This window comes from Bradyrhizobium sp. USDA 4449 (genome assembly GCF_054056275.1).
This window is the reverse complement of the sequence record NZ_JBSRYD010000001.1, coordinates 7,121,734-7,137,651: the sequence shown is the minus strand read 5'-3', so window position 1 is coordinate 7,137,651 and position 15,918 is coordinate 7,121,734. Positions and strand designations below refer to the sequence as shown.

At 64.5% G+C, this 15,918-nt stretch carries 11 protein-coding genes; 3 read left to right on the top strand and 8 right to left on the bottom strand.

The features are described from left to right. Window positions 1-300: 300 nt before the first annotated feature. Entirely contained in the window at window positions 301-1,524 is a 1,224-nt protein-coding gene (locus ACVIIW_RS33660; RefSeq protein WP_456704637.1) for a phenylacetate--CoA ligase family protein, read from the bottom strand. Between the two features lie 86 nt (window positions 1,525-1,610). Here ACVIIW_RS33660 and ACVIIW_RS33655 point away from each other — a divergent pair, with 86 nt between their 5' ends. Continuing rightward, on the top strand, window positions 1,611-2,762 hold the full coding sequence (locus ACVIIW_RS33655; protein WP_456704636.1) for an AGE family epimerase/isomerase: 1,152 nt from the start codon (window positions 1,611-1,613) through the stop codon (window positions 2,760-2,762). Window positions 2,763-2,827: 65 nt separating this feature from the next. Here the strand turns inward: ACVIIW_RS33655 and ACVIIW_RS33650 are convergent, their stop codons facing one another. The 6 genes from ACVIIW_RS33650 to ACVIIW_RS33625 form a co-directional block, all read right to left on the bottom strand. Then, a complete protein-coding gene (locus tag ACVIIW_RS33650; protein WP_456704635.1) occupies window positions 2,828-3,667 on the bottom strand; it encodes an ABC transporter ATP-binding protein in 840 nt (279 codons plus the stop codon). Window positions 3,668-3,809: 142 nt separating this feature from the next. Then, a complete protein-coding gene (locus ACVIIW_RS33645) occupies window positions 3,810-5,093 on the bottom strand; it encodes an ABC transporter substrate-binding protein (RefSeq protein ID WP_456704634.1) in 1,284 nt (427 codons plus the stop codon). Between the two features lie 45 nt (window positions 5,094-5,138). Next, a complete protein-coding gene (locus ACVIIW_RS33640; RefSeq protein ID WP_456704633.1) occupies window positions 5,139-6,212 on the bottom strand; it encodes a branched-chain amino acid ABC transporter permease in 1,074 nt (357 codons plus the stop codon). Window positions 6,213-6,215: 3 nt separating this feature from the next. Then, window positions 6,216-7,109: a branched-chain amino acid ABC transporter permease gene (locus ACVIIW_RS33635; protein ID WP_456704632.1), complete on the bottom strand. Its 894-nt coding sequence runs from the start codon at window positions 7,107-7,109 to the stop codon at window positions 6,216-6,218. Window positions 7,110-7,287: 178 nt separating this feature from the next. Further along, entirely contained in the window at window positions 7,288-9,219 is a 1,932-nt protein-coding gene (locus ACVIIW_RS33630; protein ID WP_456704631.1) for an AMP-binding protein, read from the bottom strand. Next, window positions 9,216-10,037, bottom strand: a complete 822-nt coding sequence (locus ACVIIW_RS33625) for an ABC transporter ATP-binding protein (protein ID WP_456704630.1) — start codon at window positions 10,035-10,037, stop codon at window positions 9,216-9,218. The genes ACVIIW_RS33630 and ACVIIW_RS33625 overlap by 4 nt, the downstream gene beginning before the upstream one ends. A 334-nt stretch (window positions 10,038-10,371) precedes the next feature. Here ACVIIW_RS33625 and ACVIIW_RS33620 point away from each other — a divergent pair, with 334 nt between their 5' ends. Further along, on the top strand, window positions 10,372-11,046 hold the full coding sequence (locus tag ACVIIW_RS33620) for a Crp/Fnr family transcriptional regulator (protein ID WP_456704629.1): 675 nt from the start codon (window positions 10,372-10,374) through the stop codon (window positions 11,044-11,046). Here the strand turns inward: ACVIIW_RS33620 and ACVIIW_RS33615 are convergent. Next, complete coding sequence (locus tag ACVIIW_RS33615; protein ID WP_456704628.1) at window positions 11,043-12,299, bottom strand: MFS transporter; 1,257 nt, start codon at window positions 12,297-12,299, stop codon at window positions 11,043-11,045. The two genes, ACVIIW_RS33620 and ACVIIW_RS33615, sit on opposite strands and share 4 nt — an antisense overlap. A 284-nt stretch (window positions 12,300-12,583) precedes the next feature. On the opposite strand from ACVIIW_RS33615, the gene ACVIIW_RS33610 reads away from it, so the two are divergent. Then, on the top strand, window positions 12,584-15,901 hold the full coding sequence (locus ACVIIW_RS33610) for an adenylate/guanylate cyclase domain-containing protein (protein WP_456704627.1): 3,318 nt from the start codon (window positions 12,584-12,586) through the stop codon (window positions 15,899-15,901). Window positions 15,902-15,918: the final 17 nt, after the last annotated feature.

Sequence of the window (15,918 nt, the reverse complement as noted above, 5' to 3'; positions counted from 1 at the left end):
GGGTCTTGGAATCAGCCATTGGGAGGTAGGGCTGGGGTAGCTCGAACATCTTTCTGAGCTGCTCAAATCTCGGCATCCGCGATGGGTTGATACGCTTCTCCGCGCTTCACGGTCCCTGTTCGGGAGCATCGCCTTCCCTGATCGGCTCCGAACATTTCCCTGATACCGTTTCGGCGCTTCAGTGCCCAACTGCCGTGTTTTCCAGGCACTTGCTGGCGCGCTTCAACGCCGAGCGAGGCTCCGCCGCCGAGTTTTCCCTGCAGAATTCCCTGTTAGCTGGGAATTGGGGTTGGGGTGCTTTTAGCGCTCGTCTGCGATCACCTTGCCGTCGTTCGGCAGCGCGCCCGGGCTGACCAGCTCGACGCCGCCGCCGAGCTTCGTCACCGCGCGCAAGGTGGCGGCAATTTCCTCCCGCAGAGCATCGCTTGACTCGGCGCATTCCGCCTTCAGCGTCATCGCGTCGGCCTCGCCCTGGCGGACGACGACGAGCCGCAGCCGCCCCAGCGCGGGATGGCGCTTGCCAATCTCGGCCACTTGCTCGGGGCGGATGAACATGCCCTTGACCTTGGTGGTCTGGTCGGCGCGGCCCATCCAGCCCTTGATGCGCATATTGGTCCGGCCGCATTTGCTTGGGCCCGCTAGCTCTGCAGTGAGGTCGCCTAGCGCCAGCCGGATCCAGGGATGGTGCGGATCGAGCGAGGTCACCACGATCTCGCCGACGTCGCCCGGCGTCACGGGATCACCGGTGCCGGGCTTGACGATCTCCATGATCAGGTCCTCGTTCACGACCATGCCGTCGCGCGCCGCGGTCTCAAACGCGATAAGGCCGAGATCGGCGGTGCCGAAGGCCTGGTAGGCGTCGATGCCCCGCGCCTTGATCTCGGCCTGGAGCGAGGGCGGGAACGCCGCGCCCGAGACCAGTGCCCGCTTGATCGAGGAAACGTCGCGGCCCGCGGTCGTCGCGGCGTCGAGCAGGATCTTCAGGAAGTCGGGCGTGCCGCTATAGCCGACCGGACGATAGGCCTCGATCAGCTCGAATTGCTGCTCGGTATTGCCCGGACCGGCAGGGATCACGGCGCAGCCGAGCGCGCGTGCCGACGAGTCAAAAATGAACCCGCCGGGCGTCAGGTGGTAGCTGAAGGTGTTGAGCACGATGTCCTCGGTGCGGAACCCGGCCGCGAACAGCGCCCGTGCGCCGCGCCAGGGATCGGCCTGCCGTCCCTCCGGCTCGAAGATCGGCCCCGGCGAAGTGAATAGCCGGGCGAACGACCCCGGCGCCGCCGCCACCAAGCCGCCGAAGGGCTGGGAGGCCTTGTGCAGGGCGGGCAGTTCCGACTTGTGCAGCACCGGCAGGGCCGCCAGCGCGGCCCTCGAGGTCACCGAGGCGGGATCGATGCCCTTGAGCCGCTCGGCATGGGCCGGCGCGGCCATGGCGCCGCGCAGCGCGTCCGGCAGGCGGGCGAACAGGTCGGCCTCGCGCGCCGCATGATCGCGCGTCTCGAGGGCGTCGTAATAAGCGGTCATGGCGGGTCTTTCCGGGTTGGCATCCGTTGCGCGCCGCCCCCTGCATGGGTATCAGACGGCCTTTGGCAGGGCGTGGAGAGGACGCGATGGCGGACGAAAGCATCATTCCAGCGGACGAGACGGCGGGCGTCGTCGCGCGCCTGAAGCGCCGCATGATCGAGGATGCGATCCCGCTGTGGTCGACCGTCGGCTGGGACCAGGCGACAGGCGGCTTCATCGACCGGCTGCACCGCGACGGTACGGCCGACGTGGCTGCGCCCCGGCGCGTGTTCGTGCAGGCGCGGCAAATCTATTGCTACGCCAAGGCGGCGCAGATGGGCTGGTATCCGCAAGGTCGCGCCATTGCGCTGAAGGGGCTCGAGCACATGCTGGCCAAAGCGAAAGCGCCGGACGGCAAGCCCGGCTATGTGCACCGGCTGACGCCTGATGGCTCGGTGCTGGATGCGCGGCGCGATGCGTACGACCATGCGTTCATCCTGTTTGCGCTCGCCACGGTCTACTCGCTCGACCAGGACGCGCAAATTCGCGCCGAGATCGATGCGCTGCTCGCCTTTCTCGACGGCCATCTGCGCTCGCCCCATGGGGGCGTCCATGAAGGCCTGCCGCTGTCGCTGCCGCGCCGGCAGAACCCGCAGATGCATTTGTTCGAGGCGATGATCGCGTGTTTCGACGCGACCCACGATTTGTCGTTCCAGAACAGAGCCGGCGAGTTTTTCGCGCTGTTCCTCGCCAATCTCTACGACAAGCGGACATGTGCGCTCGGGGAATATTTCGAGGAGGACTGGTCCAAAATCGAGCCTGTCAGCGTCGAGGCCGGCCATCAGGCGGAATGGGTCTGGCTGCTGAAGGGATTTGAACGCATCACGGGCTGTCCCACCGCCCAGCGGCGCGCCGAGCTGCTCGCGACCGCGCAGCGCTATCGCGACGCGGCCACCGGCTGTCTCGTCGACGAGGGCGACGACGCCGGCAACATCCGCCGCTCGACGCGCCGGCTGTGGCCGCAGACCGAGATCGCGAAGGCCTGGATGGCGCAGGCCGAGTCCGGCGAGGCAGGTGCGGCTGAGGAAGCGCGTGCGGCGCTGGTGCGGCTCGAACGGCATTACCTCAGCCATCCCGTGCGAGGCGGCTGGTACGACCAGTTCGACAGCGACGGCACATCGCTGATCGACACCATTCCTGCGTCGTCGTTCTATCATGTTCTCTGCGCGGTCGCGGAAGCGGAGCAGGTGCTTGAATAAGACGCTTGTGTTTTGACGCGTTTTCTTCACGCGAACCGGTTCCCGCTTCGCTTGAAAACGCTTTGTTAAAGCCACCTTTTGCGCCGCTTGAAACTCTTGAGGTTCTTGAAACTCTTGCGCTGGTCGCCGGCGCCGCCGAGATAGAATTCCTTGACGTCCTCGTTGTCGCGCAGCTCGTCGGCGGTGCCGTCGAGCACGACCTTGCCCTGCTCCATGATGTAGCCGTGGCTCGCCACCGACAGCGCGGCGCGCGCGTTCTGCTCGACCAGCAGGATGGTGACGCCGAGCTCGCGGTTGATCTTCTGGATGATCGCGAACACCTCTTTCACCAGCAGCGGCGACAGGCCCATCGACGGCTCGTCCATCAGGATCATCTTCGGACGCGCCATCAGTGCGCGACCGATCGCGAGCATTTGTTGCTCGCCACCCGAGAGATAGCCGGCGAGGCCCGTGCGCTCCTTCAGGCGCGGGAAATAGTTGAAGACCATGTCGAGATCGGCGTCGATCGCGCGATCGCTACGGGTGAAAGCGCCGAGCTTGAGGTTTTCCAGCGACGTCATGTCGGCGACGATGCGCCGACCCTCCATCACCTGGAAGATGCCGCGGCGGACGATCTTGTCGGGATCGATTCCGGCGATCGGCTCGCCCTCGAACAGGATCTCGCCGCGCGTGACCTCGCCGTCCTCGGTCTTGAGGAGCCCCGAGATCGCCTTCAGCGTCGTCGACTTGCCGGCACCGTTGGCGCCCAGCAGCGCCACGATCGCGCCCTTGGGCACGTCGAGGCTGAGACCGCGCAGCACCAGGATGACGTCGTCATAGACGACCTCGATGTTGCGCACGGCAAGGAGGGGCGGCGCCGGGACGACACTTGGGGAGGGACGAGCGGCTTCTGCGGTTTCGGTCATGCTTAATTACTCCGCTGTCGTCGCCCGGCTTGACCGGGCGACCCGGTATTCCAGAGACGCCTGACGTTCCCCGAGGGCCGCGGCGTACTGGATCCCCCGCCTTCGCGGGGGATCACAGTTGTGGGTGTGGTGAAAGCTGCGCTCACCAGCCCAGCAGCTCTGCCTTGCGCGGCAGCTCGACCGTCTTGACCTTCTCGAGCTTGATCGTGCCCTTGGCCATGAGGTCGTTGAGATCGCCGTCGGTCGCGCCTGTGATGCTGGTGCGATAGAGATCGACCTTCAGCGTGCCGCGATGGTCCTTGTCGGTCCAGGTCGAGGGATTGCAGACGCCTTCCATGCCTGCCGGGACCCAGTCCTTCTTCTGGTAAAAGCCCTTCGCGACGTTCTCGCCGGTGGCGCCGCCGTTCTTGGCAGCCCAGTCGAGCGCCTCTTTCATGTACAGCGCCGAGCAGACGGCGGCGATGTAATGGACAGGACGATAAACCTTGCCTGACGGGTCGGACATCTTGGAGATCTCCATCACCGTCTTCATGCCGGGCGCATCGCCGCCCCAGCTCACCGCGGTGCGCAGCGGGAAGATCACGCCATTGGCGGCATCTCCGGCAGTCTTGGCGGCGTTCTCGTCCATGCCCCAGACATTGCCGAGGAACTGGATCTCGACGCCGGCGGTCTTGCACGCTTTCATCACCGAGATGTTGGAGGCCGCAGTGTTGCCGAGATAGGCGTAGTTGGCGCCCGAGGATTTCAAGCTCAGGCACTGTGCGCTGTAGTCACCCGGCGCCAGCGCGAACACCAGCGGCGGCAGCACCTCGAAGCCGAGCTCCTGCGCCATGGCTTCGCCGGCGGCCTTCGGCGCGTTCGGGTAGGGGTGATTGGCGCCCATGTGCACGAATTTCGGCTTGCCTGATTTGCCCTTGGCCTTCCAGTCCTCGGCCGCCCAGATCAGCATCGCGCGGAGCGAATCCGAATAGCTCGGGCCGTAGAAGAAATTGTAAGGAGCGGGCTTGGCCTTGCCGCTGGTGCCTTCGGGATCGGTGAGAGCGGCGGCGTAGGAGCCGGAGAGGTCTGGAATCTTGTCCTGGGCGAGGAAGCCGGTCAGCGCTTCGGTGTCCGCGGTGCCCCAGCCCATGATCGCGGCGACCTTGCTGTCCGGTGCCGACCACTTCTTGTAGAGCGCGATCGCCTTCGGCACCTGGTAGCCGTAATCGTTGGTGTCGACGGTGAGCTGCTTGCCGCCGACGCCGCCGTTCTTGTTGACCCAGGCAAAGGTGTCGGCGACCGCCTGGCCATAGGGCGTACCGACGTCGGAGGTGCCGCCGGAATAATCGGCGAGATGGCCGATCGCGATCTGCGCCTGCGCGCTGGCCGAAAAAGCCGCGATCACCAGCGCGAGCGATGCGGTGCTCAAAAGGGATTTCGTCTTCATTGGTTGCCTCCTCCTGTTATTCGTTGGTTAGAGCGTTGCCCGAGCTCAATGCGAGAACGGGTAGAGTTTCCAGTATGCCTTGATCTGCCGCCAGCGATGCGCGAGGCCGTCAGGCTCGAACATCAGGAACACGATGATGATCACACCGATCGCGATCTCGCGCAGGAAGGTGATGTTGTTGTTGAGTGACAGCGCCTTGTCGATCGCTCCGCCCTTCAGATAAAGGCTGATCAACTCCATCGTCTCAGGCAGAAGCACCACGAAGGTGGTGCCCATCAGCGTGCCCATGATCGATCCGGTGCCTCCGATGATGATCATGGCCAGGAACAGGATCGAGCGCTCGATGCCGAAACCCTCCTGCGACACCACGAGCTGGTAGTGCGCATAGAGCGCGCCGGCGATGCCGGCGAAAAAAGCGGCGAGGCCGAACGACAGCGTACGGTACTTGGTCAGGTTGATGCCCATGATCTCGGCGGAGAGATAATGGTCGCGTATCGCCACCAGCGCGCGGCCGTCGCGCGTTCGCATCAGATTGGTGACGAGGATGTAGCTTGCCAGCACATAGGCCAGCACGACGTAGAAATATTGCCGGTCGCCGCGCAATGTGTAGCCGAAGATCGAGAACGGCTCGGCGCTTGCCGGCACCGAGCCGCCCGAAAACCACTCGGCGCGAGAGAAGAAGTCGAGCAGGATGTATTGCGCCGCAAGCGTCGCGATGACGAGATAGAGGCCCTTCAGCCGCGCCGCGGGAATGCCGAAGATCAGTCCCACCAGCGCGGTGACCACGCCGGCGAGTGGGATCGCGAAGAACACCGGGATCGGCGCATTGTTGGATATGTAGGCGGACGTGAACGCGCCGAGCAGGAAGAAGGCGGCGTGGCCGATCGAGATCTGCCCGGTGAATCCGACCAGGATGTTCAGCCCCAGCGCTGCGATGGAGAAGATGCCGATCTGGATCAGCATGCTGAGCCAGTATCCGCCGAGGAATTGCGGCACGAGGCAGAGCAGCAGCACGCCCAGAATCGCAAAGTTGCGGCTGGTCCTGGTCGGGAAGATCGTGGTGTCGGCCGCGTAGGAGGTGCGGAAATCACCAGCGGGAATGAGGGCAGGGCCGGCCATGGATCAGATCCGCTCGATGTCGTGGGTGCCGAACAGGCCGTAGGGCTTGATCATCAGCACGATGATGAGGACGTAGAACGGCGCGATCTCGTAGAGATTGCCCCAGTGCAGGTATTCGCTGTCGACATATTGCGCGACGTTCTCGAGCAGGCCGATGATGATGCCGCCGAGCACGGCGCCGCCGACCGAATCGAGTCCGCCGAGAATTGCCGCGGGAAACACCTTGATGCCGTAGGCGGCAAGGCCCGAGGATACGCCGTTGACCACTGCGACGACGACGCCTGCGACCGCTGACACTGTCGCCGAGATCGCCCAGGCCATCGCGAACACGCTTTTGACGGAAATGCCGAGCGACTGCGCCACCTGCTGGTTGAACGCGGTCGCGCGCATCGCGAGGCCGTATTTCGAGGCTCGGAAGAACCAGGCCATGCCGATCATCATTGCGACCGACACGACCAGGCTCATGACGTAAACGGTCTGGATCTGCAGCCCGAACAGGCCGACCGATTGGCTCTCGAACACCCGCGGGAAGGGCTGCGGGTTGACGCCGAACATCCATTTCAGCGTCGCCTGCAGCACGGTGGAGAGGCCGATCGTCACCATGATGACGGAAATGATGGGCTCGCCGATCATCGGCCTGAGGATCAGGACCTGGATCGCGATGCCGAACACGAACATGAACACCAGCGTCATCGGCATGCCGATCCAGAACGGCACCTGGTACTTCGCCAGCAGCGCCCAGCACACCCAGGCGCCGACCAGCAGCAATTCCCCTTGCGCGAAATTGACGACCTGCGTCGCCTTGTAGATCAACACGAACGACATCGCGACCACGCCATAGAGCGTGCCGACGACGAGACCGTTGACCAGGAGCTGAACGAGGAAGGCGGTGTTCATGTATGGTTTCCTGACGCACCCACAGCGTCATTGCGAGCGGAGCGAAGCAATCCAGCATCTTTCCGCGGAGACGGTCTGGATTGCTTCGCTTCGCTCGTCATGACGGAGTGCATATGAGATACGGCTGCCGCAGGCGGGGAGAGGCGAAGGGCAGCAGCATTCTCGGATGAAAGCGTCATCACTCCGCCGCCTCCGCCATGTGCCCGCCCCCGCCAAGATCCACCACGCGCAGCGTGGTGCGTACCCGCTGTGTGGTGCCGTCCTGGAAGCGGATCACGGTGTCGACGGGGATGTCGGAGGCGCCGCGGTAGATCGCGTCGATGATGGCTTCGTACTTCTCGTTGATGACGCCGCGGCGCACTTTTCGTGTGCGGGTGAGCTCGCCGTCGTCGGCATCCAACTCCTTGTAGAGCAGCAGGAAGCGCGAGATGCGTTGGGCCGGCGGCAGCGTGGCGTTGACGGTCTCGACCTCTTTCTGGAGCAGCTTGTAGACCTCGGGTCGCGAGGCGAGGTCGCTATAGGTCGTGAACGAGAGCCGGTTCTTCTCCGCCCATTTCGAGATGATGGAGTAGCGGATGCAGATCATCGCCGCGAGCGCGTCGCGGCCCGCGCCGAGAACCACGGCTTCGGCGATATAGGGCGAGAATTTCAGCTTGTTCTCGATGAACTGCGGCGAGAAGCGCTCGCCGCGCGAGGTCTCGGCGAGATCCTTGATGCGGTCGATGACGACGAGCTGGCGGTTGACGTTGAAATAGCCGGCGTCGCCCGACAGCATCCAGCCGTCCCTGATATCGGCGACGCTCGCCTCCGGGTTCTTGTAATAGCCGAGGAACATGTTGGGATGCCGCACCACGATCTCGCCGACGCCGTGGACGTCGGCATTGTCGATGCGGATCTCGACGCTGTCGGCCATCGGCACGCCTGTCGTATCAGGATCGACCTTGCCCTCGGGATGCAGCGTGTAGGCGCCCAGCAGCTCGGTCTGGCCGTAGAGCGTGCGCAACGGCACGCCCATGGCCTGAAAGAACTTGAAGGTGTCAGGCCCGAGCGCGGCACCGCCGGTGGCGGCCGAGCGCAGGCGGGTGAAGCCGAGACGGTCGCGCAGCGCGCGGAACAGGACCGCATCGGCAAAGCCGGAGCGCCTGGCTTGGTCGAGCGCAGCAAGCCCCGACTTCATGCCGATGTCGAACAGGCGCTGCTTGAACGGCGTTGCGTCCATCACCTTGGCGCGGACATCGGCGGCGATCGACTCCCAGACGCGTGGGGCAAAGAGCACGAAGGTCGGCGCGATTTCGCGCAGATCGTTCATCATCGTATCGGGCTCTTCGACGAAGTTGATCTTCATCCGGCAGAGCAGGCCTTTGCCGAGGACGTAGACCTGCTCCATGATCCACGGCAGCGGCAGCACCGAGACGTACTCGTCATCAGGGCCTTTGGGGTCGAAAGCGAGGTAGGTCGCGCAATGGCCGAGCACGCGGCCGGCGGCGAGCATCGCAAGCTTCGGATGCGAGGTGGTGCCCGACGTGGTGCAGAGGATCGCCACGTCCTCGCCCTTGGTTGCGTCGACGAGGCGGTCGTAGAGCTCCGGCTCGCGGGCGGCGCGGGCGCGGCCGAGCTCGGCGAGGGTCTCCGCCGGCATCAGCCTGGGGTCGTCGTATTTCCGCATGCCGCGCGGATCGGAATAGATGATGTGCTTCAGATCGGGCACGCGCTCGGCCAGCGCCAGCAGCTTGTCGACCTGCTCCTCGTCCTCGGCGAAGACGAGCTGGGCTTCGCCGTAATTGAGAAGATAGGAGGCCTCTTCGTCCAGCACGTCGCGGTAGAGCCCGAGGCTCAATCCACCAATCGCGTGGGTCGCGATTTCCGCAGCAACCCAGTCCGGCCTGTTGTCGCCGATGATGCCGACGACGTCGCCGCGGCCAAGGCCGAGCTCGATCAGGCCGAGCGCGAACTCGCGCACACGGGTCTGGTATTCGTTCCAGGTGAAGGGACGCCAGAGGCCGAGATCCTTTTCGCGCAACGCGATCTCGTTGCCGTGCTCCCTTGCGTTGAGCCGGAGCATCTTCGGATAGGTGTCGGCCTTCGCGATGCGCCCTCCATAATCCATCATGCCGCGGTCTCCTGCGCCGGCGGGGCGTCGTCAGGATCGACCAGCGCCTCGTCCTCTTCGCCGAGATAAGCGCGTCGGACGTGGGGATCGGCGAGCACGGCGGCGGGATCGCCATCGGCGATCTTGCGTCCAAAATCCAGCACCATGACGCGGTGGGAGATGTCCATCACCACGCCCATGTCGTGCTCGATCATGACGACGGTCATGCCGAACTCCTCGTTGAGGTCGACGATGTAGCGGGCCATGTCCTCCTTCTCTTCGAAATTCATGCCGGCCATCGGCTCGTCGAGCAGGATGAGGCGCGGCTCCAGCGCCATGGCGCGGGCGAGTTCGACGCGCTTGCGCAGGCCGTAGGAGAGGGTGCCGGCTTGCGCTTTGCGCACCGACTGGAGATCGAGGAAGTCGATGATTTCCTCGACCTTGCGGCGGTGCACGAGTTCTTCCTTGCGTGCGCCGGTGAGCCAGTACAGCGAGCCCGTGAGGAAGTTGTTGTTCAGCAGGTGATGGCGGCCGACCATGATGTTGTCGAGCACGCTCATGTGGTGGAACAGCGCCAGGTTCTGGAAGGTGCGGCCGATGCCGAGCTTGGGACGCGCATTCGGCGTCAGGCCCGTGATGTCCCGGCCCTTATAGAACAGCTGACCTTCGGTCGGCTTGTAGCGGCCGGAAATACAGTTGACGATCGAGGTCTTGCCGGCACCGTTGGGGCCGATGATCGAGAACAGCTCGCCCTCGTTGATGGCGAAGCTGATGTCGGTCAGCGCGCGAACGCCGCCGAATCGCAAGGACACGCCGCGCACTTCGAGACTGGTAGCCACCAAGCAAATCCCTCCGGTGATGGCGCATTCAGGGGCGCTCTTCGTCCGTTCCTCCCGGGCGATCCTAGTACGGCCGTGCCGGCGAGGCCATGCAGCACATGGTCCCGGCCGGAGCCGCGCCACTTTCGTCCCCGTTGGGATCAAAAGCCGCATCACCCGAAGTGGCTCTCAATAGGGGAAAGCGCTATTTTGAAATGTCTCCGGCCTGACAATTCTGCGACAAAGTTTTTCTGGGCGGCCGCGGCCCATCTTTCGTCCGATAGTGGGCCGGGGCGATCATGCTGCAATGCAATAATGGATGGAGTGACGAAACGGTGCGGCTGGCCTCTCGATCATGATTTCAGAGGATCAACTGAAGCGCGTCGCCGCCTGGTCGCGCGAACTGACGCCGGCGGAGATCGAGGTGGCCCGCGCCGGCATTACGGAGCGATCCTACGGCACCGGCGAGACCGTGTTCATGCGCGGGGATAAATTCGAGTATTGGGCCGGTATGGTAAGCGGCTTGGCCCGCATGGGCGGCGTTTCACGCGACGGCAAGGAGACCAGCCTTGCGGGGCTGACCGCGGGCGCCTGGTTCGGCGAGGGGAGCGTGCTCAAGAACGAGCCGCGCCGCTACGACGTGGTCGCGCTGCGCGTCAGCCGTGTCGCCTTGATGGAGCGCCCGGCCTTCATGTGGCTGTTCGAGAACAGCGTCGGCTTCAACCGCTTCCTGGTGCGCCAGCTCAACGAGCGGCTCGGCCAGTTCATCGGCATGCTCGAGGTCAACCGCACGCTCGATGCGACCTCCCGGCTTGCCCGGAGCATCGCCTCGCTGTTCAATCCGATCCTCTATCCGGAATCGACCGCACATCTGGAGATCACCCAGGAGGAGATCGGGGCGCTCTCCGGCATGTCCAGGCAGAACGCCAATCGCGCGCTGAACCGGCTGGAGAAGGAGGGGCTGCTGCGGCTGGAGTACGGCGGCGTCACCATCCTCAACGTCGAGCGGCTGCGCGGATATGGCGACTAGCGTGCATTGGCGGGGGCGTGCACCGGCCAGAGGTCGGCGCGCCAGCGGACGGCGATGGCCAGCATTGCGATGAAGCCGGCGGCGGCGTAGAGCGACCCCGTCGCGGAATAGCCGATGATGTCGATCAGGCTGCCGGCCGCGAGCAATCCGATCGGCAAGCCGTAGATCACCATCATCCGCACCCCCATCACACGACCGCGCAGATGCGCGCTGGCCGTCCGCATCAGAATCACGGCGGCAGAAATCATCGATATGCTCTGGGCGACGCCCGCCAGCACGAGGCAAGCCATCGCGACCGGCATGGCCCTGATTTCGACGAACACCAGCAGCAGCGTGTACCAGGCCAGCGTGGCGCCGATCAGGAGCCGGGCGATGCGCAGGCCGCTGACCAGACTGAGCGTGACGGAGCCAATCAGCGAACCCAAGGCGAAGCTCGCCGAGAGATAGCCGAGACCGGTCTGGTCGGTATGAAAGATGTCGCGTGCGATGTAGGGCAGCAAGCCGTTCGTCAGCGGGAACGCGGTGAGATTGACAAGGAACGCGACGCAAAGCGCGGCCAGCATGGCCGGCCCGTTCCAGGAATACACGATGCCTTCCTTGAGATCGCGCAGCAGCCGCGAGCCCGAATGAGCCTCGACCGCACGATGCTCGGCGGACTTCGCCGGTCGGGCCAGGCACAGCATCAGACCAGCGGCCACAAAATAAAGGCAGGCGATCACCATATAGACCTTGCCGATGCCGAAAGTCGCGAACAGTCCGGCTCCCGTGAGCGCCCCGGCGATGCGCGCGCTGTCCTGGGTCGTGCGTGACAGGCTGATCGCACCCACCAGCAGCTCGGCCGGCATGATGTCGGCGAGAAGCGCGCTGCGAAGGCCGAGATCCGAGGAGCGGATCAGGCCCATGATCGTCACGATGATCATCACCTTGAGCGGCGCCAGGTGACCGGTCAGCGCCAGCACCATGATGGTCGAGGCGAGCACCGTATAGGCGAGGCGCAGCACGACGAGAAGATCGCGGTGACCCATGCGATCGCCGACCATCCCGAGCACCGGAGCGATCAGCGTCCCGATATATTGCAGCGACGCGAGAATGGTGAGCAGCAGCACCGAGCCTGTCTGGACCAGGATGTACCAGCCGAGCACCAGAGTCTCGATCTCGAACGCCCAGGAGGTGAGCAGGTCCGAGGGCCATTGGAAACGGTAGTTGCGGATGCGGAACGGCGCGAGCGCGGAAGGTCTCGGGGGTATGCTCAAGATGCGTTGACGGGTTTCACGACGATTCCCGGCCCTTGTTATTTGTTCTTCTGTTCGGCAACGTAGCGGTGATGGTGCTCGTGTCAATTGACGCTGTCGCATGCCGATATGCGGCGGCTTGCGTGCGGGTTGGCGCGCCGCGGCGATCCATCAGTTGCCAGTGCAGCCGCAGCATTGCTGCCCGCTGAGCCCGGGCCGGGGAGGGGTTACACCGGACGCGCGCTTGCTCTTCTGGCGCGTCAAGCCCATGCTGGTCCGGTCTCGGGCCACGAAAGGTCTTGGGCATGGCGTGCGCGGGTTGCGGTTCTGAGGTTCAGAGCGGCTTTGCCTTCTGCCCGAAGTGCGGCACGAAGCAGCCGAAAGCATGCCCCGGCTGCGGCTATGACTGCGCACCGGATTTCGCGTATTGCCCGAAATGTGGCGCCGTCGTCAGCGAGGCCCTTCAATCGGGGGGCCAGGCGGGGGCGAACCGGCCGATGGCGCCGATCAGGGCGTCCTCACCGCCGCTGGCGCCGACAACGGACCCTGAACAGCACTTTCGAACGCAGCCGGACAGGATCGACAGCGAAGCCAATCGCCGCACCATCACCGTGCTGTTTGCCGACCTTAGCGGCTTCACTGCGATGAGCGAACGCCTCGACCCCGAGGTCATGCAGACGCTTCAGAACGAATTGTTCGCGGAACTGACGGCGGCCGTGCAAGACTTCGGCGGCTTTGTGGACAAGTTCATCGGCGATGCGCTGTTGGCGCTGTTCGGTGCGCCGGCCGCGCACGAGGACGATCCGGAGCGGGCGGTCCGGGCTGCCATCGACATGATCAAACGGACGGAGCGGCTCAGCGAACGGGTGAGGGCGTTCGCCGGTTCACAGCTGCTGCTCCATGTCGGGATCAATACCGGGCATGTGGTTGCGGGTGGATTGGGTGTGGGCGTTGCCAAATCCTACTCGGTGACCGGGGACACCGTGAATACCGCTCAGCGATTACAGTCGATGGCGCCGCCGGACCAGGTGCTGGTCGGGCCGTTGACCTACCGCCTGACCCGGCATGCATTTGCGTATGAATCGCTCGGCGAGGTCTCGCTCAAGGGCAAGATGGGCAGCGTCCTCGTCCATCGTCTCAAGGGGCTGCTCGAGATGCCGCGCGCGGCACGAGGCCTGGACACGCTGGGTCTCAGTGCGCCCTTGATCGGCCGCGATGCCGAGCTTGCCCGCGTGATCGGCAGCCTCGATCGCGCCTGCGGCGGGGCGGCGCAACTGGTGCGGCTGGTCGGCGAAGCGGGCATCGGCAAAACGCGCCTCGTGAACGAGTTCGTCGCTCGTATTCGCGACGAACAGCGCTTCGAGGCTGTGGCGATCCGGCAGGCCGTCTGCTCGCCGCTCGGCGAGCAATCCTACGGTACCCTCGCTGCCGTGCTCCGCAGCGCCTACGGCATCGCGCAGAAGGCCAGTGCCGCCGAGGCTGAGGCGCGGCTCGCCGAAGCTCTGTCCGAGCTTGGCCTTGCGCCTGCGGAAGCAGAGCGATTGATGCCGCTCTATGTCCATGTTCTCGGTCTCGGCGGTGCGGACGTCGTATTGCGGCATGTCGAGCCCGAACAGCTCCGGCGGCAGATATTCTTTGCGATCCGGACCGTCTTCGAACGGCGTCTGGCCTTGTCGCCGCTTCTGATCATTGTCGAGGATCTGCACTGGGCCGATGCCGTGTCGCTCGAAGCGCTCCGGTTCCTGATGGACCGGTTGGAGCGCACGCGGCTGATGCTGTTGTTTACGCATCGGCCAATGCTGGAGCTGGATCAGTTCAGTTCGGGCCGGATCAGCCACACAACCATCCGATTGCCTCCGCTCGGTGATGCCGACGGACAAAAGCTGCTCGCGGCTTTTTTCAGCCATGGTTGGCGGGAGCCGCCGGGAAATCTGTTTGGCCGCATCCTGGAGCGCGCGAGCGGCAATCCGCTTTTCCTCGAGGAGATCATCCGCGGTCTCATCGAAGCCGGCGCGCTGGAACGCGACGGTTCGCAGTGGCGGATCAAGTCGGATGAAGCCGCCGCCGATATCCCGGCGAGCATCCAGGCACTGTTGTTGGCGCGGCTCGATCGGCTGCCGCATGAGGTGCGGCGGCTGGCGCAGGAGGCTGCGGTGATCGGCCCGCGCTTCGATGCGACCCTGCTCGAGGCAGTAGCGACAGGGCAGGCGAAGGTCGAAATGGGAGTAGAGCTTCTGTGCGACGCCGAGATTGTCGAGGAAGTCGCGGGCGCCAATTCGATTTCGCTGCGGTGCTACCGTTTCACGCAGACGATGCTTCAGGACGTGATCTATCAAAACCTGTTGTTGCAGCGGCGGATCGAGCTTCATGGACGCATTGGTGCCGCGCTGGAGCAGCTCTACGGCGACGAGCCCGAGCGGCTCGAGGACCTCATTCTGCTCGGACATCACTTCAGCCTCAGCGCGCGCAAGCCAAAGGGCGCGCGTTATCTGCGCGCCGCCGGCGATCGAGCACGTGCAACCTACGCCAATGACGATGCCATCCGTCTCTATCAACAGGCCTTGTCAGTGCTGTTGACCAACGGCGAATGCGATCCGGAGCGGATTGTCCTGTACGAGCGGATCGCGGATCTCTGTGGCGCGACCGGTCGTCGCAGCACGGCCGAGGAGCACTATCAGAGAGCGCTGGAAGGGAACCGCGCTGCAGCGGATCGCGTCGGCGAAGCGCGCATTCTTCGCAAGCTTGGCCGACTGTTGTGGGACGCCGGCAAGCGGATCAAGGCAGAGTCGCATTACGCCGCGGCGGCTGAACGCCTTGGCGGAACAGAAGCGCCCATCGAATGGGCACACCTCTCCCAGGAGCGCGGCCGTCTCGCCTTTCGGATGGGCGATCATGTGGCCGCCGCGAGATGGGCGGACGAGGCACTTGGCTACGCCCGATCCGCGCCAGCGGCCGCGGACGAACAGGGCGCACTCGAGGCCGCGCGCGCCGTTGCCGAGGCCCTCAACACCAAGGCGGTTGCGCTGGCGCGGCTTGGACGACACCAGGATGCGGTGCGCGAGGTGGAGCAAAGTGTCGCAGCAGCCGAGGCCGCCGGCCTTCTCAACGTGGCCTGCCGCGGCTACACCAATCTCGCGGTGCTCTACACGATTGTCGACCCGGCCCAGGCCATCAAGGTTTGTCGACGTGGGCTCGATGTCGCGCATCGCATTGGCGATCTCGGGTTCCAGGCGCGCCTTCTTGCCAATTTTGCCGTCGCTTGTTGCACCTTCACGGATAGATGCACCGACGAAGGTGTGCCCGCCGCCGAAAAGGCGATCGAGATCGACCGGGCGCTCGATCAGCGCGAGCATCTCCCCGTACCTCTGATCGTACTCGGGCAAATCCATCAGTGCCACTTCCGGCCCGATCAGGCTGCCCGGTGCTACAATGAGGCGATCCAGGTCGCGAGCGAAACCGGCGAGCCGCAGCAGCTCTTTCCATGCTATGATGGTCTTGCGACACTGAATCTTGATCGCGGCGACATGCCCGAAGCCGAGCGCTATTTCGCGCTGGCCGATGATGTCTGCACCAGGCACGGGCTCGATCCCGCCGGACTGATTGTACTGCCATTTCTTGACTAGGTCATGTGAGGGAGTTC